The 18,238-nt window shown below is 61.7% G+C and carries 15 protein-coding genes and 1 tRNA gene; 11 read left to right on the forward strand and 5 right to left on the reverse strand.

Annotated features, from left to right (window positions below):
* Nucleotides 1–21: 21 nt before the first annotated feature.
* Nucleotides 22–1,317 carry a bifunctional folylpolyglutamate synthase/dihydrofolate synthase gene (locus tag GRI38_RS05705; protein WP_160681922.1) on the forward strand — a complete coding sequence of 432 codons (1,296 nt, stop codon included), beginning with the start codon at nt 22–24 and terminating at the stop codon, nt 1,315–1,317.
* On the opposite strand, the gene GRI38_RS05710 is transcribed toward GRI38_RS05705, so the two are convergent.
* On the reverse strand, nt 1,314–2,678 hold the full coding sequence (locus tag GRI38_RS05710; protein WP_237487356.1) for an AmpG family muropeptide MFS transporter: 1,365 nt from the start codon (nt 2,676–2,678) through the stop codon (nt 1,314–1,316). The genes GRI38_RS05705 and GRI38_RS05710 overlap by 4 nt on opposite strands.
* Before the next feature lie 64 nt (nt 2,679–2,742).
* Here GRI38_RS05710 and GRI38_RS05715 point away from each other — a divergent pair, with 64 nt between their 5' ends.
* The 3 genes from GRI38_RS05715 to rsmD are packed head-to-tail and all read left to right on the forward strand — an operon-like array spanning nt 2,743 to nt 5,303.
* Complete coding sequence (locus GRI38_RS05715; protein WP_160681924.1) at nt 2,743–3,903, forward strand: aromatic ring-hydroxylating oxygenase subunit alpha; 1,161 nt, start codon at nt 2,743–2,745, stop codon at nt 3,901–3,903.
* A gap of 30 nt (nt 3,904–3,933) precedes the next feature.
* Nucleotides 3,934–4,725, forward strand: a complete 792-nt coding sequence (locus tag GRI38_RS05720) for a pseudouridine synthase (RefSeq protein ID WP_160681925.1) — start codon at nt 3,934–3,936, stop codon at nt 4,723–4,725.
* Entirely contained in the window at nt 4,722–5,303 is a 582-nt protein-coding gene (gene rsmD / locus GRI38_RS05725; RefSeq protein ID WP_160681926.1) for a 16S rRNA (guanine(966)-N(2))-methyltransferase RsmD, read from the forward strand. Before GRI38_RS05720 ends, rsmD begins: the two co-directional genes overlap by 4 nt.
* A gap of 68 nt (nt 5,304–5,371) precedes the next feature.
* On the opposite strand, the gene GRI38_RS05730 is transcribed toward rsmD, so the two are convergent.
* Nucleotides 5,372–6,046, reverse strand: a complete 675-nt coding sequence (locus tag GRI38_RS05730; RefSeq protein ID WP_160681927.1) for a hypothetical protein — start codon at nt 6,044–6,046, stop codon at nt 5,372–5,374.
* Nucleotides 6,047–6,242: 196 nt separating this feature from the next.
* Here GRI38_RS05730 and GRI38_RS05735 point away from each other — a divergent pair, with 196 nt between their 5' ends.
* Nucleotides 6,243–8,486: an ATP-dependent helicase gene (locus tag GRI38_RS05735; RefSeq protein ID WP_419880266.1), complete on the forward strand. Its 2,244-nt coding sequence runs from the start codon at nt 6,243–6,245 to the stop codon at nt 8,484–8,486.
* Between the two features lie 39 nt (nt 8,487–8,525).
* Here GRI38_RS05735 and GRI38_RS05740 read toward each other — a convergent pair whose 3' ends face one another.
* Together GRI38_RS05740 and GRI38_RS05745 are read right to left on the reverse strand one after the other, a co-directional pair.
* Nucleotides 8,526–9,929, reverse strand: a complete 1,404-nt coding sequence (locus GRI38_RS05740) for a DEAD/DEAH box helicase (RefSeq protein WP_160681929.1) — start codon at nt 9,927–9,929, stop codon at nt 8,526–8,528.
* 140 nt (nt 9,930–10,069) lie between these two features.
* Nucleotides 10,070–10,666: a hypothetical protein gene (locus GRI38_RS05745; protein ID WP_160681930.1), complete on the reverse strand. Its 597-nt coding sequence runs from the start codon at nt 10,664–10,666 to the stop codon at nt 10,070–10,072.
* A 123-nt stretch (nt 10,667–10,789) separates the two neighbouring features.
* Here GRI38_RS05745 and GRI38_RS05750 point away from each other — a divergent pair, with 123 nt between their 5' ends.
* Both GRI38_RS05750 and GRI38_RS05755 read left to right on the forward strand, forming a co-directional pair.
* A complete protein-coding gene (locus tag GRI38_RS05750) occupies nt 10,790–12,259 on the forward strand; it encodes an FAD-binding oxidoreductase (protein WP_160681931.1) in 1,470 nt (489 codons plus the stop codon).
* Nucleotides 12,260–12,393: 134 nt separating this feature from the next.
* The gene (locus tag GRI38_RS05755; RefSeq protein ID WP_160681932.1) at nt 12,394–13,176 is read left to right on the forward strand and encodes a SapC family protein; all 783 of its coding nucleotides are present in this window, start codon (nt 12,394–12,396) and stop codon (nt 13,174–13,176) included.
* A 231-nt stretch (nt 13,177–13,407) separates the two neighbouring features.
* Here GRI38_RS05755 and GRI38_RS05760 read toward each other — a convergent pair whose 3' ends face one another.
* Entirely contained in the window at nt 13,408–14,238 is an 831-nt protein-coding gene (locus GRI38_RS05760) for an N-formylglutamate amidohydrolase (protein WP_337191244.1), read from the reverse strand.
* A gap of 302 nt (nt 14,239–14,540) precedes the next feature.
* On the opposite strand from GRI38_RS05760, the gene cpdR reads away from it, so the two are divergent.
* The 4 genes from cpdR (at nt 14,541) to GRI38_RS05780 (ending at nt 18,225) form a co-directional block, all read left to right on the forward strand.
* Nucleotides 14,541–14,930, forward strand: coding sequence for a cell cycle two-component system response regulator CpdR (gene cpdR, locus GRI38_RS05765; RefSeq protein WP_160681934.1), 390 nt, complete (start codon nt 14,541–14,543; stop codon nt 14,928–14,930).
* A gap of 131 nt (nt 14,931–15,061) precedes the next feature.
* Nucleotides 15,062–15,136, forward strand: a tRNA-Val gene (locus GRI38_RS05770).
* A gap of 146 nt (nt 15,137–15,282) precedes the next feature.
* The gene (locus GRI38_RS05775) at nt 15,283–16,500 is read left to right on the forward strand and encodes an NADP-dependent isocitrate dehydrogenase (RefSeq protein WP_160681935.1); all 1,218 of its coding nucleotides are present in this window, start codon (nt 15,283–15,285) and stop codon (nt 16,498–16,500) included.
* A gap of 111 nt (nt 16,501–16,611) precedes the next feature.
* Complete coding sequence (locus tag GRI38_RS05780) at nt 16,612–18,225, forward strand: bifunctional GNAT family N-acetyltransferase/carbon-nitrogen hydrolase family protein (protein WP_160682478.1); 1,614 nt, start codon at nt 16,612–16,614, stop codon at nt 18,223–18,225.
* The last annotated feature ends 13 nt before the right edge of the window (nt 18,226–18,238 follow it).

Genomic DNA, 18,238 nt, shown 5'->3' on the forward strand with positions numbered 1-18,238 from the left:
TCGCAGACGAGAGGCGCTGCGATGCGCGACTTCGGCTCATCCGACGATCCACTGGTTCAGGCACAACTCGACCGACTGGCAAAACTGTCCCTGCCCGAGGGGCGGATCGGTCTGGACGCCATTCGCGCGCTGCTCTCCCGGCTCGGCGATCCGCAAACCCGCCTGCCACCGGTCTTTCATGTCGCCGGGACGAACGGCAAGGGTTCGACCTGCGCCTTTCTGCGCACAATGCTGGAGGCGGACGGCAAGCGTGTCCACGCCACGATCAGCCCGCATCTCGTGCGTTACAACGAGCGCATTCGCCTTGCCGGAGCGTTGATCGACGACTCCTCGCTCGCCAGCCTGCTCGAGGAAGTCCTCGACCATGCCGAGGGCATCAATCCGAGCTTCTTCGAAGTGACGATCGCCGCTGCGTTTCTAGCCTTCAGCCGGACGCCCGCCGATGCCTGCGTCGTCGAGGTCGGTCTCGGCGGCCGCTTCGATGCCACGAACATATTGCCGTCGGATGTCCTCGCAGCTTGCGGCGTTGCCGCGCTCGGCATCGATCACGAACGCTTCCTGCTGGCGCCTGAAGAGGGCGCTCCGACCGACCCGCTGGCGCGTATCGCGTTCGAAAAGGCGGGGATTGCGAAGCGCGGCGTGTCGCTGGTGACGCTGTCATACTCCGACGCGATGACACTCGAAATCGAACGAGCCGCAATGACGAAAGGCGCGCCGCTGGCCATGCGCGGACGCGACTGGCATTCGAGCATCACGGACACCGGCCTTCACTATGCCGACCGCCATGGAGAAATCGCGCTCCCCCGGCCTGCACTTCTTGGAGAACATCAGTTCGAGAACGCCGCTCTCGCCATCGCGATGCTGCGGCATCAGGATTTCGTCACTGTCGAAGCGGACGCCTTGGCGACAGGCAATGGCGAAGCGCACTGGCCGGCACGTCTCCAACGGCTGGCGGACGGTCCGCTCGTGAGGGGCCGCGAAGTGTGGCTCGACGGCGGCCATAATGCCAGCGCCGGCGAAGCGCTGGCGCGGCATTTTGCCGAAGAAGAGCTGCACCTCGTCATTGGCATGATCGAAGGCAAAAACCCTTCGGCCATCGTTCGACCGCTTCGGAAAAGCTTGCGCAGCATCACCGTCGTGCCCGTTCCAAATCACCCGGCCCATGGGCCGGCGGCTTTTGGGGACGGCGCAGCCTCGGCTCCGGACGTGCAGACTGCGCTCGATGCATTGCCCGAGGACGGCGCGGCGGTCCTGATCGCCGGATCGCTTTACCTCGCGGGTGAAGTTCTCAGGCTCAACGAGGAACTGCCCGACTAGACCGGCGGATCGGCGCGCGCATCGCCCTCGCCGACTTCACCCGCCGTGCCCATGGCCGCATCGACGAGGCCGGTGCGCATCATCCACCAGAACAGGATGATTCCCGGAAACGCCAGAATGGTCGTCAGCAGGTAGAAGTTCACGTAACCGAAATTTTCGATCAGCGATCCCGCCGTCGTCCCGGTGAGGAACCGCCCTACGATGCTCGCGCCAGCACTAATGAGCGCATATTGCGTCGCGGTGAAACGCAGGTCGCACAGGGCGGAGAAGTAAGCGACGACGACCACGCCGCCATAGCCGCTGGCGAAATTCTCGAACCCGATCGCGCCTGCCATGCCGAGGTTGCTTTTGCCCACCGCTGCGAGCGCGGCGAAGCTGACGTTGCTGATTGCCATCAGGATAAGCGCTATGAGGACGGACCGTTTGAGGCCGAGTTTTGCATAGATGACGCCGCCGACGAAGACACCGATGATGAGCGCCCAGAACCCGACGCCGATGTCGTAGATCGCGATCTCGTCATTGGTGTAGCCAAGATCGTCGAACAGCAGGCGGAAAGTCAGGTTGGCGAGCGTGTCGCCGATCTTGTGGACGAGGATGAAGACGAGCACGAGCCACGCGCCGCTCCGCCGGAAGAATTCGGTGAAGGGTCCGGCGATGGATTGCCACATCTCGCCCATGCTGCGCCGCTCGACCACGACTTTGCGGCGGGGCGGCTCGCCCAGAATGAGTGCGGTCAGCATCGCCGGAAGGGCGAAGACGGCACAGGCGATATAGGCCGCTTCCCAGCCATAGCGGGCAGCAACCACGAGCGCGAGGGCCCCGGCTGCCGCCGCGCCGATGCGCCAGCCATACTGGCTCATCCCCGAACCGGTACCCAGCTGATAGGGCTTCAGCGTCTCGATACGATAGGCATCGATCACGATGTCGAAGCTCGCCCCGGCGAGCCCGAGAAGGACGGCGGAGGTTGCGACCCACAGGATGTCCGCCTGCGGATCGGCCAGCGCCAGATTGACGGTCGCTGCCATGACGAGAATGCCGATGAGGACCATCCATGAGACCCGTTGCCCCAGCCAGTTGCTAAGGATTGGGAGGCGGACGCCATCGACGACCCATGCCCAGAGGAACTTCAGATTGTAGACGAGAAACGCGAGCGTGAAGGCGGTCACCGTCGACTTGTCGATGCCGTTCTGGGCAAGCCGCGTCGTGAGGGTCGCTGCCAGCATCGCAAAGGGGAAACCCGATGAAATGCCAAGGAAGAAGGACGCCAGCGATTCCTTCTCCAGATATGGCTTTATCGATTCGCCGAGAGAGCGCTTGCCTCGTGCATTGCCGTCGTCGATCCGTTCGGCGGTTCCGCTCATAAACTTTACCATCCCTCGCAATTTTATGTCACACTAGCTGCATGATGCGGATAGGAACAGCGGAATGAATGCCACCCAAACCATCGAAAGACCGCGGCGGGCAAGCGCGGCGCAACGCGCCCTTGCCGACCGGATCGTCGCGGACGATGCAAAGCGCTCCGATGCCGTGTCCTCGGTCCCGACCAGCGTCTATACCGATCCCGCCCATTTCGAGGCGGAAAAAGCGACCCTATTCGCGAAGATGCCGCAAGTCATCGCGCCGGCCGCGCTGCTTGGCGAACCGGGCATGGCGGTGCCGCACGATTTGACGGGCAAACCCCTGCTGCTGACCCGCGACAAGCAAGGCAAGGCGCATGTTTTCATGAATGTCTGCCGGCACCGCGGAACGCGTCTCGTCGAAGGCAGTGAAGCGCAATGCAGCGCGCGGCTCGTCTGTCCCTACCACGCCTGGACCTACAAACTGGACGGAGAATTGCTGGCCCTTCCTCGCACCGATGCGTTTCCCGACCTCGACAAGAAACAATATGGTCTTGTCGAATTGCCGAGTGAGGAAGCGGGCGGCCTCATCTGGTTCTGCCCGGCGAAAACTGCGGACTTCGCTCATGCTCGCGAACTCGCGCCTGACTTCGCGGCATTCGGCATGGACGAAGGTGTCCTTTTTCGCCGCAAGACGCACGAAGTCGCATCGAACTGGAAACTCATCATGGATGCGTTTCTCGAAAGCTATCACGTGACGCGGTTGCATAGTGCGACCATCGGGCCGTTCTTCAAGGACGGCATAACTGCGGGCGATCTCGTCGGGCCGCATCACCGCAGCGCGGTCGGACGAATGGAAGAGATGGAAGCGATCGACCTCGACGACATGGACGCCCTTCGCCGCACCGTCACCTTCGCCTATCAACTCGTCCCTGCGACGGTCATCGTGCCGAGCCCCGACTACGTGAACGTCATGACGATCTGGCCTCAAGCGCACAACCGGACGCTGGTCGAGGATTTCATGATCATCCCGGAAGAGCCGAAGACGGACAAGGCACGCGACCATTGGGAGCGAAGCTGGAAGCTGCTCGATGGCGGCGTCTTCGCTTCGGAAGATTTCCGCGCTGCCGAACTGGGGCAGCAGGGCCTCGAAAGCGGGACCATCGAACAGCTGACGCTCGGCACGCTGGAGGATGGCATCCGCCAGTTTCACGAAACGCTGCAGGAACGGATCGCCGCATTGCGCTGAACGGCGAAGGCGCTTAGGTGCGCTCGCGTAATGAGCGGAAACGATACGTCTTCAAATTCTTCGAGCACGAAGCCCGAAGGGCACCGGATAGCAAAGCTGCTGGCCCGCGCCGGTATCGCCAGCCGCCGTGAGGTGGAGCGCATGATCGAGGCCGGAAGGGTCGCGATTGACGGAAAGACGCTCGACACACCGGCGACGATCGTTCGCGATCTCAAGGGCGTGACTGTCGATGACAAGCCTGTCGGGAAGCCCGATCCCGCGCGCCTCTTCATCTTTCACAAGCCGCAGGGCCTTTTGACCGCGGAGCGCGACTTTTCCGGGCGTCCCACCATTTACGCTGCCTTGCGCAACGCCCTGCCCAAGGGAACCCCGCGGGTCATGCCGGTGGGACGGCTCGACTTCAACACGGAGGGGCTGCTCCTGATGACCAATGACGGCGCGCTGAAACGCGCGCTTGAACTGCCTTCGAGTCAGATCGAGCGGACGTATCGCGCGCGCGCCTTCGGCGAGGTCTCACAGGAGCAACTCGAAGATCTGATCGAGGGCATAACGATCGACGGTGTGCGCTACGGGCGGATCGATGCCAATCTGGAACGGCGGACTGGCCGCAACCAATGGATCGAGCTGACCCTGACCGAGGGCAAGAACCGCGAAGTCAGGCGCGTGCTCGAACATCTCGGGCTCGAAGTGTCGCGTCTGATGCGGATACGCTACGGCGCTTTCGAACTAGCGGACCTGCCGCGCGGCGCAGCGGTCGAAGTCAAGCAGAGCGAGGTCGAGCGTCTGCGCAAGGAACTGGCAAGGGACGCGCGCCGGGCATGACCAAGCGCAATCCTTCCGCAAAGCCGAAACCGTTGCGCGTCATCGGCGGCGAATGGCGCGGACGCACGATGCTTTCGCCCAAGGGGGAGACGACGCGTCCGACCGCAGACCGGACCCGCGAAACCCTGTTCAACATGCTGGCCAGCCGGATCGGCAGTTTCGAAGGATTGTCAGTCGCCGATCTCTTCGCCGGAAGTGGTGCTCTGGGGCTGGAGGCCTTGTCGCGCGGTGCGGCTTCTTGCCTGTTCGTCGAAGAGGACAAACAGGCCGTCGAAGCGATTCGCGCCAATATCGCCAAGTTCGAAGTCCGAAGCCGCTGTGAAGTCCATCATGGCTCGGTCATGCAACTCGGACCCGCGAAGGTTCCCCATGATCTCATCCTGCTCGACCCACCTTACGGAACGGGCGCCGGGAACGTCGCTCTCGATCGCCTCGACCGGCTGGGTTGGGTCGGATCGGCAACGTGGATCGCGTTGGAAACGGCGCGGCAGGACGAGGTCGAAATTAAGTCTTTGTCTGTCGAAGCCGAACGGATCGTCGGCAAGGCGAAGCTGACCCTTTTGCGCGTTTCGGGGTGACGACCCTCGTACAAAAAAAACGGCCCCCGTCGGAGGCCGTTTCTCTATCCTGAAACCGAAAATCTCAATCAGTTCGGTCGTGTCGCCGGGAGCGGTTCGTCGATCTCGCTTGCCGGGCGTCCCGGCCAATAGGAGAGAGGCTGTTCAACGCCGGGGCCTCTTTTCCCTGCTTCCCAAGGGTTCATGCAGTTATCATCCATATCCGAATTACAAATCGGATATTCTCCATTATGCGGGGCGGGTGCGGCCTGAACCTCTTCGTTACGGACAAACCGGATATTGCCGGAATTGCCCATGTTACTCATCATGGCGGTCGAACTCGAATTGTTCATACCGGTAGGGCTCGCGTTGTTCATGCCAGTTTGGCTCGAATTGTTCATTCCGGACATACCCGACTGCCGTGCATTGACCTGATTCATGATGCTGGTCCAAGCGGCGGTCCGCTGCGTTTCGCCGAGATTGTAGACCTGGACGCGCTGCTCGTCATTGAGCATCCACCACGCATCCTGCTGGTCATCGTTTAGCGTGAAATAGTATTCTTGAACGCCACCGGGCCAGTTGTCGTAGGTTGATTGCTGCGTCGCGTTCCAGCTATCGTAATCGGTCTGCTGCATGGTCGTCATTTCATAGGCGTCCATGCTGTCGGCCATTTCCTCGTTCATCGCCTGACCGCCCTCATTATGGTGATCGGCGAGTGCGGGCGCGGAAAACATTGCGAGCGCCAGTCCTGCGGCGCCTGACATCAAAAGATTTCTCATTGGTGCTTACTCCATCGTGGAATTACACCAATTCTACCATTACAGGGGCGTCGGGTTCCGAAATCGCGACAGACCGCCCTTGCCGCAGGAGCAGGTGTTCTCTAACTGTTCACCGGTAATGACCGACTTGCCCGCCGCTACCGACACTACCGCATCGAACGACGTTCCCGCCTATGCGCGGATGCTCAATCCGCCGCAGCGCGAGGCGGTTCTGACGACCGAAGGGCCGGTCCTCATGCTGGCTGGCGCGGGGACGGGCAAGACGGCCGCCCTTACCGCTCGCCTCGCTCATCTGATCGCCATGCGCCTTGCGTGGCCCAGCGAAATTCTCTGCGTCACCTTCACGAACAAGGCGGCGCGCGAGATGCGGGAGCGCGTGGGCCGTCATGTCGGTCCGGCCGTAGAAGGAATGCCCTGGCTCGGAACGTTCCACTCCGTATGCGCGAAGATGCTGCGCCGTCATGCCGAACTGGTCGGACTGAAGAACAATTTCACGATCATCGACACCGACGATCAGCTACGCCTTTTGAAACAGCTCATCACGGCGAACGAACTGGACGAAAAGCGCTTCCCCGCGCGGCAGTTGGCGGGTCTTATCGACAGGTGGAAGAACCGCGGGCTCAATCCCGGCGATCTCGATGCGGGCGAGAACGAGGCCTATGCGAACGGCCAGGGCGCGAAATTCTATGGCCTGTATCAGGATCGTCTGAAGGAGCTGAATGCGTGCGATTTCGGCGATCTGCTGCTGCACATGCTCAACATTTTCCGCACCGAGCCAGAGGTGCTCGCGCAATACCACCAGCGGTTCAAATACATCCTCGTCGACGAATATCAGGACACCAACCAGGTCCAGTATCTCTGGCTCCGGCTCCTCGCGCAGCATCGCCGCAATATTTGCGTTGTGGGCGATGACGACCAGTCGATCTACAGCTGGCGCGGCGCGGAAGTCGCCAATATCCTCCGTTTCGAGAGGGATTTTTCGGGCGCGAAAGTCATCAAGCTCGAACAGAATTATCGTTCGACCCCGCAAATCCTTGCGGCGGCATCCGGCTTAATCGACGCGAACAGCCAGCGGCTGGGCAAGGAGTTGTGGACCGAACTGCCCAAGGGCGACAAGGTGAGCATCGTCGGTGTGTGGGACGGGCCGGAGGAAGCCCGCCGCGTCAGCGAAGAGATCGAGCGGCTCGAAGGTCAGGGCGCCTCGATGGACGAGGTCGCCATCCTCGTTCGCGCTCAGTACCAAACGCGCGAGTTCGAAGATCGCTTCATCCAGACCGGTATCGCCTATCGCATCATCGGCGGCTTTCGCTTCTACGAGCGGGCCGAAATCCGGGACGCACTCGCCTATTTGCGGGTCATCGCGCAACCTGCGGACGATCTTGCGTTCGAGCGAATCTACAATCAACCCAAGCGCGGCCTCGGCGCAAAGACGCTGGAGGCAATGCGCCGCCATGCCCGCCGCGCGCAGATGCCGCTGGCGGCTGCGTCTCTCGATCTTGCCAATACGGACGAACTGCCGAAGCGCGCGGAGAATACGCTTGTCGCATTATTGCGCGACTTCGCGAAGTGGCGAGAAGAGGCGGAAAACGTGTCGCCCGCCGATCTGTTGCGAACGGTCATCACCGAAAGCGGCTATGAGGACATGCTGCAGAAGGACCGATCCGCCGAAGCCGCCGGTCGGCTCGAGAACTTGTCGGAACTCGCCCGCGCAATGGAAGAATACGAGACGCTGACCGATTTTCTCGAACACGTTTCCCTCATCATGGACAATGACGCGGCGAACGAGGGCGAGAAGGTAACGATCATGACGATGCACGGGGCGAAGGGCCTCGAATTCGACAACGTCTTCCTGCCCGGTTGGGAAGAAGGCGTGTTCCCTTCGCAGCGCGCACTCGACGAGGGCGGTCTCGCCAGCCTCGAGGAGGAACGCCGCCTCGCCTATGTCGCGATCACGCGGGCAAAGCGACGCTGCACGATCCTTCATGCCGCGAACCGCCGCATCTATGGTCAGTGGACCAGTTCTATTCCCAGCCGCTTCATCGAGGAATTGCCCGACGACCACATCGAAAGCGAGACGACGATGAGCGGCGGTGCGTCGCTATGGCGCGCGAACTGGACGGAGAACGAGGATCCTTTCGCGCATGTCGCACAGGCGGCACCGGGCAAGTCCTCCTCGCGCGGTCCTGGTTGGCAGCGCGCACTGGCGACCGGATACGAGCCCCGACAGCAGCGCGTTGCGGAAAGCAAGCGGTCCGCGGCGAGTTTCGCGGCCCGGCCCCGGACCGACATCGCGGTCGGAGCGCAGGTGGTTCACGACAAGTTCGGCAGCGGCGTCGTGATGGATCAGGAAGGCAACAAGCTCGAAATCGAATTCGAAGATGTCGGCCTTAAACGCGTGATCGACAGCTTCGTCCGTCTCGCCTGATAAGGTTCGGCTGCGGAGCGCGGACCTGAAGGTCTGCACTCAGTCTGTCGTAGAAACGCCGAGGAAACTGGGCACCGGACCGTTCCATTCGCCCGGCTTTGCAGGAGGCTCATCATCGCGACCGTTATCATTGCGACGGTTCCGCGAAGTGCCTTTTCCTTTTGCCTCACGGTCGTCCCCGCGAAGTTTGCGCGACGCATGCCCGCCCTCGTCGCCGTCGCTCCGGCGCGATCGTGAGCGCGACCGGCGCGCTTTATTCTCCCGCGCGTCAGCCGCCTCGCCGCTATCATCTTGCGCCTCGCCATCGTTCGACCCGCCCTCGCCGGCACCTTCGCCGGTCCAGAGCGGAATTTCGTTCTTGGTCAGCTTCTCGATATTGGCAATCGCCTCGGCATCTTCCTTTGTCACGAAGGTATAGGCGTGACCGGTCGCGCCCGCCCGCCCGGTGCGCCCGATGCGGTGGACGTAATCGTCAGGGTGCCAGGGCGTATCGTAGTTGAAGACGTGGCTGACGCCCTTGATATCGAGGCCGCGCGCGGCAACATCGCTGGCGACAAGAATGTTGATCGTGCCGTCCTTGAACCGCTTCAGTTCAGCGATGCGCGAGGACTGGTCCATGTCGCCGTGAATTTCACCCGCCGAGAAACCCTCGCGGTTGAGGCTCTTGGCAAGTTCGCGCACCGTCGTCTTGCGATTGGCGAAGACGATCGCCGTTTGCATCTCGTCCTTCGCGAGGAAATAACGCAAGGCGTCCTTCTTCTTGCGCGGCGAGACCAGCAGCTTGTTCTGAGCGATGTTCTCGTTGGTCGAGGCAGCGCGACTTACTTCGATGCGCTTCGGGTTGTCCATGAATTTCTTCGACAGCTTCTCGATCGGCGGCGGCATCGTTGCCGAGAACAGCATCGTTTGCAGCTGCGGCGGAAGCTTGTCACAGATCGCCTCGATATCCGGAATGAAGCCCATGTCGAGCATCCGGTCTGCCTCGTCGATGACGAGCAGCTCGCATCCCGTCAGCAGGATCTTGCCCCGCTCGAACAGATCCATCAACCGGCCCGGCGTCGCGATGAGCACGTCGACGCCCTCGTCCAGTGCCTTTACCTGCTCGCCCATCTGAACTCCGCCGATAAGGAGCGCCATCTTGAGGTCGTGGTTCGTGCCGTATTTCTCGAAATTGTCCGCCACCTGTGCCGCGAGTTCGCGGGTCGGCTCGAGAATGAGGGAGCGCGGCATACGCGCGCGACGCCGCCCCGAAGCCAGAATGTCGATCATCGGCAGCACGAAGCTGGCGGTCTTGCCGGTCCCCGTCTGCGCGATGCCGAGCACGTCCTTCATCATCAGAACGGCAGGTATCGCCTGCGCCTGGATCGGCGTCGGCTCGGTATAGCCTGCGGCTTCGACCGCTTTCAAAAGTTCAGGCGATAGGCCGAGATCGGCAAAGGTCATGCGGTTCCAGTTTTTCGAAGGATTGTTGTCAGGATCGCACGGACGCTTCGGTCCGGCTAATCACGCGCCCGCGGCAGTCCGACAAAGCGGCGAAAATGTCAAGAATTACCGTCCTGCCCCCGCGAGGCAGCAGGCGCGCGCTATCGCTTCGTTACGGGCACGAGTTCAGACATGGCCGCGACCGAACACTTCGTACCGGATCGGGAATGTAAGAGGTCGCGGCGAGCGCAGAGCTTGCCGTCGTCGTGACGCTCCACATAGAAGCCGGAATAAAAGGTCTGCGCCGGACAGCTTTTCGCCAAGCGCAGATTGATCATTCTGCGATCGCGCAGGAAAAGCCTCAGGCTATGCTCTCCGGAAGGCTGGACGCCGATGATGCCCTGCGTCGAAAGGCACTCGTCCAGCTTTCGTTCGACATAGTTCGCCACGGGTTGCGAGCGCGGCAGTTCGCGCAGCAGACGTTGCCGCTCGGCAGGGGGGCGCGGCGAAATGCGAATGATGACGCGCCTTTCGATCCGGACCTGCCTTGCCGGTTCGATCCGCTGTGCCGGCGCGAATTCGATCCAGTCCGGCATCTTGCGGACGGTCCGCGAAAGCCTTTTGTCCTCGTTGGCATCTGCCTCGCCGTGCGAAACGGTCTGAGCATCGCTGTCATATGGTCCGGGGCCAGACAGCCCATCGAGGGGGAACGGAGCGAGCAGCGCTATCGGTGCGAGCAAGGATACGACGATATTCATTGCGAAGCGAACGTCCCCCCTCTTCGATTCGGTAAGGCAGCCTATTCGGCTTTGCGGCGCGTGTTCAAGGACTTCCCTAACGAACCATATTGAATGGCGGCTTAATTGTGACACAATGAAGCCATGTCCGAACGTATCGAACCCGCTTCGCGCGAGAACGCAGCCACCTCTTCCAAGCCGAACCCGTCGTTCGAAAGCCAGGTCGCGGACCTTCTCGGGCCGAAAGGTTTCACCCGCGACGCCGCCGCCGTGGACCCATGGCTGACCGACTGGCGCGGCCGCTATACCGGCAGGGCAGTCGGCCTTGCCTCGCCCGCCTCGACGCAGGAAGTTTCCGCCCTCTTGCAGCTATGTGCAAAGGAAGGCGTACCGGTCGTTCCGCAAGGAGGAAACAGCGGCATGGTCGGCGGCGCGACGCCCGACAAGACCGGTAATGCTCTACTCCTCTCGCTGCGGCGCATGGACGATGTGACGATCGATCCGCAGGCGAAACAGGCAATCTGCGAGGCGGGGGTCATCCTGCAGAACCTGCACGAGGCGGCGGCGGGTGAGGAATTGCGGTTTCCCCTGTCGCTCGGCGGCAAAGGCTCAGCCACGGTCGGCGGGCTCGTTTCGACCAATGCCGGCGGCACGCAGGTCCTGCGCCATGGCGTCATGCGCGCGCTCGTCGAGGGGCTGGAAATCGTCCTGCCCGACGGGACGGTGCTCGATCTGACGTCGCCCCTCAAGAAGGACAATCGCGGCTTCGATCTGAAGCAGCTGTTCATCGGTTCGGAAGGTACGCTCGGCATCGTCACGAAAGCGGTGCTGGCGCTGGTCCCGGCGATTGCCGCCCGGCAAGTGGTCTGGGTCGGTCTCGATTCCCTTGAGGCGGCGCGCGAGCTGCTGCTGCATTGCGAGCGGTCCATGGGCCAAGCGCTCGAGGGATTCGAAGTGCTGCCCGATAGCTGCTATCGCACCGTTCTTGCCTATCTTGACGCCCGTCCTCCGCTCGAAGGCACACATGCTTGGCATGCCCTCCTGGAATTCGATGCCGATCGCGAAGGCGCCGCGACGCTGCCGGCACGGGTCGAAGCCTGCCTCGCAGACGCGCTCGAACGCGGCCTGTTCGAAGATGCGGCCATTGCGAGCAACGAGAAACAGGCCGAAACATTTTGGCAATTGCGCGAGATGATCGCGGTTGCCGAACGCGCGCATGGCCGCGCGGTGCAGCACGACATCTCCGTCGCCCCCGCACTCATGCCTGCTACGCTGGGCGAGCTGGAAAGGGCCATCGTAGAGCAGTTCCCCGATCACGAAGTGCGCGGTTTCGGTCATCTTGGCGACGGCAACATCCATCTTCACGTCCTTGCCCCCGCCGAAGCCCCGAATAACTGGGACGATACGACTGCCAAACAGATCAGCGATCTCGTTTATCGTCACGTATCGGAGAAAGGCGGGTCGATCTCCGCCGAACACGGTATCGGCCAAGACAAGTTGTCGACGCTAGAGGCTACCCGTGACCCGGCCGCATTGTCGCTCATGCGCAGCATCAAGCGGGCGGTCGATCCGCATGGTCTCATGAATCCGGGGAAACTCGTGCAGCCAAAGTAACGGGCTCGCGCACCGCCCCGCCCTTGCATCTTGCATCGCCCCGGCGCCTTGCCTAAGGGCACTGCCACGCAGGCGCGCGACCGGATCGACGGGGATCGCGGGCTTCAAAAAAGACTTTTCAGCGGAGAAATTCTATGGCCAGCGCGCCGCAAGCCAGCCTACCCCTGTTCTACAATGATCTGATGCCGCTCAATTCGCGCGATCATTCCAAATATCATGCGAAGGCGACGGACTCCGCGAAGTGGCTGGCCGGTCATCACGCGATCCCCCTGACGGTCGACGAATTCCCGCAGGCACAGCGCAATTTTCCGATCGTTTTCTCTTCGGGCGCAAATCCCCTGCCGCTGGCGCTGATGGGCCTCAACGAAGGGGTCAATGTCTTCGTCGACGAAAACGGCAAGATCAACGAGCCGGTTTATGTCCCGGCCTATATCCGCCGCTATCCCTTCATGCTCGCGAAGCTGCGGCAGGATTCGGACGAATTGTCGCTTTGCTTCGACCCGACGGCGGACACCGTCGGCGAGTTCAGCGAAGGCGAACCGCTCTTCAACGAAGAAGGCAAGCCGGGCGAAGCGACCAACGGCATCCTGCAGTTCTGCGAACAGTTCGAGCAAGCCGGACAGCGCACCCGCGCCTTCATGGAAGAACTCGCGAAGCACGAGTTGCTGATGGACGGTGAGATGTCGGTGTCGCAGAACGACAATCCGGACAAGCCCTTCATCTATCGCGGTTTCCAGATGATCAATCAGGACAAACTTCGGGACCTGCGCGGCGACCAGTTGCGTACGTGGAACCAGAACGGCCTCCTGCCGCTCATCCACGCTCACCTGTTCTCGCTCGATCTGATGCGCAACATCTTCGGCCGGCAGCAGGCGCAGGGCAAGGTGCCTGTCCAGACGATGCCGCAGCCTTCCTGAGGTCTGCCGGAAGCGGCGCAAAATAAGTTCGAAAAGAAAATCTTTTCCGGTCTGGAGCCTCTTGAAACGCTTCGGCGCCCGTATTATTTCCAGATTGTCAGGTCGCCATCCCCCCTTTCGAGCGGCCTGGCACTTGTGCTCTGAGTAGCACATACCTCCCTGAACCTTGGCCACCTCGTGCGATATGCACGGGGTGGTTTTTTCGTTCGGGGTCCCCGATTTGCGGGAGGATTATTCAGCCGCGTGGCGACGCAGCGAAGGATCGCCGATCTGCGCGACTTCGGCCGACAGGGTCTGCACCAAGCCACTTAAGAGATGTACGATACGCTCCATCCGCGGCGTCGTGTTTTCGTGCCTCGAATCGAGATAGGCCGACCGGCAAACCTCGATTTGCAAGGCGTGGTGCTGCCGCGCGACCTTTCCGTGCCGGTCGAGGATATAGCCACCCGAATAGGGGCGGTTATGCGCTACCGGGCGACCGGCAATGTCGAAATGGCGCAGGGCAAGAGCGCTGAGGGCGTGGCCGCAGGATGCCCCAAACCTGTCGCCGACGACGAACTCCGCCGCCCTGCCCGAACCGCTCCTGCTCTTGAGCGGGGGCATGGAGTGCAGATCGAGGAGCAGGACCGCTCCCCACAGGTCGGCGACGGCGTGTAGCATCGTGTCCAGCCGCTCGTGATAGGGTGCATGTATCTGCGCGATCCGCCGTTCGAGTTCGCCATGCTCCAATGGTTGCCGCCAGATATCGCCATGTTCCGCCAGCCGTCGCGGCACGAGCCCCAGCCCGTTCTTCGCACGCCGCTGGGTGCCCTTCGCAGCACGGCCAGCATCCGGGGCATTCGCCACCATGCCCCAGTCGATATCGTCCGGTGCGCGGTTGAGGTCGATCATGGCGCGCGGAGCATCGGCAACCAGCCAGGCAGCCCCCGTCCGCTCGGCGATGGCCAGGGCCATCTGGTCGACGAACCGGTCTTCCAGCCGCAACTTGGCATAATCGGGGTCGCGCATCGAAACCGTGACTTCTTGCGGATACGCCCGGCCGCCATGCGGTGCGGCGATCACGACCGGCACCGATGGCGCAGACGGCAAAAAGAAGCGGAAAGGCGACGCGGCTTCTCGGGGTTCGTCTGGTAGCTGTCTGCCGCTCATGACCATGCTGCTGAGCGCAAACGCGCTCCGTGTCAAAGGCTGAGCGACGAGCGGAGGCTCGCCAACAAGCTGTCGTCGCTGTAAACCATTCGCGTGAACCGAGCGGATTTGCGGAAAACGGTCCCTCGCCATCGGATGCAAGGGAGCGGGCCTTTACCGAAAAGCTACCGCGACGAACCAAAGCTTTCTTAAAGAATTCGAGCTAAGGCGACGACATGACGAACAGCGCGAAACCATCCATCCTGTTGGCCGAAGACGATGCGGCGATGCGGGTCTATCTCGAACGTGCGCTCGAGAAGGCCGGTTACGAAGTGCAGTCGGTCGATCGCGGAACCGCTGCCGTGCCGCTCCTCGAGACGCAGAGTTTCGATCTCCTGCTGTCGGACATCGTCATGCCGGAAATGGACGGGATCGAACTTGCGCAGCGATGCAACGAAGTCAGTCCGCATACGAAGGTCATGTTCATCACCGGCTTTGCTGCGGTGACGCTCAAGGCCAGTCGCGAACAGCCCGAGGCGAAGGTTTTGTCGAAGCCCTTTCACCTGCGCGACCTCGTGCTCGAGGTGGAGCGCGTGCTGGACGACAAGGCGCAGGCGTCCCTCTGATACGCGATTCGCGAGAGATAACTTCGGCGGCGTGACGATAGGGCTTGCGCTCCACCGAGCCGCCCGTTAAATGCGCGCCTCTCACCGATAGTCGCCCCCACGGGGATCGGCCATCGGCGCGGACGAAGCGTGGGCGTATAGCTCAGTGGTAGAGCACTGTGTTGACATCGCAGGGGTCGGAAGTTCAACTCTTCCTACGCCCACCATTCGTTCCCTTTCCCGGCAGTTCCGCAAACGATAGCGCCCTTTCGCTCGCTCTGGGCCGCCCCGCCTTGCGCCCTGCCGCCCCTCTGCTAAAGCGCGCAGCAACGAGACATTCCCCCGTCACAACCGATTGGATTGCAGAAAGATTATGGCAAAGATTCAGGTCAAGAACCCCATTGTCGAACTCGACGGCGACGAAATGACGCGGATTATCTGGCAATGGATCCGCGAACGGCTGATCCTGCCCTATCTCGATGTTGACCTGAAATATTACGATCTTTCCATCGAAAAGCGCGATGAGACGGACGACCAGATCACCGTCGATGCCGCCAATGCGATCAAGGAGCATGGCGTCGGTGTTAAATGCGCGACGATCACGCCCGATGAGGCGCGCGTCGAGGAATTCGACCTCAAGAAGATGTGGGTCTCGCCCAACGGCACGATCCGCAACATCCTGGGCGGCGTCGTCTTCCGCGAGCCCATCGTTATCGACAATGTCCCGCGCCTTGTGCCGGGCTGGACCGATCCGATCGTCGTCGGACGTCACGCATTCGGCGACCAGTATCGCGCGAAGGACACCCTCATTCCGGGCGCCGGCAAGCTGCGCCTCGTCTTCGAAGGCGAGGATGGCGAGAAAATCGACCTCGACGTCTTCGAATTCCAGAGCAGCGGCGTCGCGATGGCTATGTACAACCTCGACGAGTCGATCCGCGACTTCGCCCGCGCGTCGATGTATTACGGTCTCGACCGCGGTTGGCCGGTTTATCTCTCGACCAAGAACACGATCCTCAAGAAGTATGATGGCCGCTTCAAGGACCTGTTTGAAGAAGTGTTCGAGAACGAGTTCAAGGACAAGTTCGACAAGGCCGGCATCACCTACGAACATCGCCTGATCGACGACATGGTCGCTTCCGCCCTCAAGTGGAACGGCAAGTTCGTCTGGGCTTGCAAGAATTACGACGGCGACGTCCAGTCCGACACCGTCGCGCAAGGCTTCGGCTCGCTCGGCCTGATGACCAGCGTGCTGATGACGCCGGACGGCAAGACGGTCGAGGCAGAAGCCGCACATGGCACGGTGACGCGTCATTACCGCCAGCACCAGCAGGGCAAGGCGACCAGCACCAATCCGATCGCCTCGATTTTCGCCTGGACGCGTGGCCTCATGTATCGCGGCAAGTTCGACGATACGCCGGAAGTGGTGAAGTTCGCCGAAACGCTGGAGCAGGTCTGCATCGAGACGGTCGAGAAAGGCCAGATGACCAAGGATTTGGCACTACTGATCGGACCGGAGCAGAACTGGCTCACGACCGAGCAGTTCTTCGAAGCGATCGTCAACAATCTCGAAGCGAAGATGGGCGCGGCCTGATCTTCACCCTTTTCCGCTAGGCAACGGACCGACCCTATGGCGAAGAAGCCGAAGAGCGGAGGTTCGCCCACACCCGCCAAGCGTCCTTCCCGCAAGAAGGACGGAGAGCGCATGGGCGAGCGCCGCCTGGAGATCAGACAGGCGAGAACGCGCGACGTGCGGGGGATCTCCGCGCTCGTCGCGCGTGCCTATGACGATCTGCCAGCCTATACGCAGGGCGAAATCCGGGGGCAGATCAACAATTTTCCGGAAGGCTGCTTCGTCGCGCTGCTCGACGATACGATCGTAGGCTACTGCGCAACCATGCAGCTGGCAGAAGCCGTCGCTTTCGCCCCGCATGACTGGGACGAGATTACCGGCAACGGGTTCGGCAGCCGCCACGATCCGACCGGCGACTGGCTCTACGGTTACGAGATGTGCGTCGACCCAAAGGTGCGCGGCGTGCGCATCGGACGCAGGCTTTACGAGGAACGGCGCGCGCTGGCCGAGGAACGTGACCTGACCGGGATCGTCTTCGGCGGCCGGATGCCGGGTTTTGCACGGGCACGGCGGCGCAAGAACAACCGCGCCGAAACGCCGCAGGAATATCTCGATCTCGTCATCGCGGGCAAGGTCCACGACCCGGTCCTGCGCTTTCAGCTCGCCAACGGGTTCGAGCCCGAGCGGGTGATGGAAAATTACCTGCCCGAGGACAAGCGATCCGCCGGCAACGCCATCATGATGGTCTGGCGCAATCCCTATGTCGATCGCGACCAGCCGGTGAAGAAGCGCCTGCCGCGCGGCGTCGAGTCCGTGCGCGTCGCGACCTGCCAGTTGCAGGCGCGCGCAGTTGCGGATTTCGAGGAATTCATGCGCGCGATCGAGTATTTCGTCGATGTGGCGGCGGATTACGAAGCCGATTTCATCACCTTCCCCGAACTCTTCACCCTGATGCTGCTGTCCTTCGAAGAGAAGGAATTGTCGCCGGTCGAGGCGATCGCCAAGCTGTCCGACTATACGCCGCGCATCCAGGAAGCGTTGTCGGACATGGCAATGCGCTACAACATCAACATCATCGGCGGCTCTCATCCGACCCGGCTAGAAGACGGCGACATTCACAACATCGCCTATGTGTGCCTGCGCGACGGGTCGATCCACGCGCAGGAGAAGATTCACCCGACGCCGAACGAGCGGTACTGGTGGAACATCAAAGGCGGCGACAGCATCGACGTCATTCCGACCGATTGCGGCCCGATCGGCGTGCTCATCTGTTACGATAGCGAATTTCCCGAACTTGCGCGGCGCCTTGCCGATGAAGGCGCGCGCATCATCTTCGTGCCTTTCTGCACCGACAGCCGCCAAGGCTATCTGCGGGTGCGCTATTGCGGTCAGGCACGCGCGATCGAGAACCAGTGCTTTGTCGTCCTGTCGGGCAATGTCGGCAATCTGCCGAACGTTGCCAATATGGATATCCAGTATGCGCAAAGCTGCATCTTAACGCCCTGCGACTTTCCCTTCGCGCGCGACGGGATCGCCGCAGAGGCAAGCGAGAACGTCGAGACGCTGACGATCAGCGACATCAACCTTGCCGATCTGAGCTGGGCGCGCGCCGAGGGAACGGTTCGTAATCTCGCGGATCGCCGCTTCGACCTCTATCGCATCGAATGGGACGAAGCCGGAGCGCATGAAGGCAAGCCCCGACCGCGCCGCGAACCGCTCGGCAAACCATCGCCCGGCGGCGGGTGATCCGGCATTCCCT

Source organism: Parapontixanthobacter aurantiacus, from assembly GCF_009827635.1.
Taxonomy (GTDB): domain Bacteria; phylum Pseudomonadota; class Alphaproteobacteria; order Sphingomonadales; family Sphingomonadaceae; genus Parapontixanthobacter; species Parapontixanthobacter aurantiacus.

Coding starts and splice junctions, on each gene's coding strand:
- GRI38_RS05705 (WP_160681922.1), top strand. CDS start 22: ATGCGCGACTTCGGCTCATCCGACGATCCACTGGTTCAGGCACAACTC.
- GRI38_RS05710 (WP_237487356.1), bottom strand. CDS start 2,678: ATGAGCGGAACCGCCGAACGGATCGACGACGGCAATGCACGAGGCAAG.
- GRI38_RS05715 (WP_160681924.1), top strand. CDS start 2,743: ATGAATGCCACCCAAACCATCGAAAGACCGCGGCGGGCAAGCGCGGCG.
- GRI38_RS05720 (WP_160681925.1), top strand. CDS start 3,934: ATGAGCGGAAACGATACGTCTTCAAATTCTTCGAGCACGAAGCCCGAA.
- rsmD (WP_160681926.1), top strand. CDS start 4,722: ATGACCAAGCGCAATCCTTCCGCAAAGCCGAAACCGTTGCGCGTCATC.
- GRI38_RS05730 (WP_160681927.1), bottom strand. CDS start 6,046: ATGTCAGGCGCCGCAGGACTGGCGCTCGCAATGTTTTCCGCGCCCGCA.
- GRI38_RS05735 (WP_419880266.1), top strand. CDS start 6,243: ATGCTCAATCCGCCGCAGCGCGAGGCGGTTCTGACGACCGAAGGGCCG.
- GRI38_RS05740 (WP_160681929.1), bottom strand. CDS start 9,929: ATGACCTTTGCCGATCTCGGCCTATCGCCTGAACTTTTGAAAGCGGTC.
- GRI38_RS05745 (WP_160681930.1), bottom strand. CDS start 10,666: ATGAATATCGTCGTATCCTTGCTCGCACCGATAGCGCTGCTCGCTCCG.
- GRI38_RS05750 (WP_160681931.1), top strand. CDS start 10,790: ATGTCCGAACGTATCGAACCCGCTTCGCGCGAGAACGCAGCCACCTCT.
- GRI38_RS05755 (WP_160681932.1), top strand. CDS start 12,394: ATGGCCAGCGCGCCGCAAGCCAGCCTACCCCTGTTCTACAATGATCTG.
- cpdR (WP_160681934.1), top strand. CDS start 14,541: ATGACGAACAGCGCGAAACCATCCATCCTGTTGGCCGAAGACGATGCG.
- GRI38_RS05775 (WP_160681935.1), top strand. CDS start 15,283: ATGGCAAAGATTCAGGTCAAGAACCCCATTGTCGAACTCGACGGCGAC.
- GRI38_RS05780 (WP_160682478.1), top strand. CDS start 16,612: ATGGGCGAGCGCCGCCTGGAGATCAGACAGGCGAGAACGCGCGACGTG.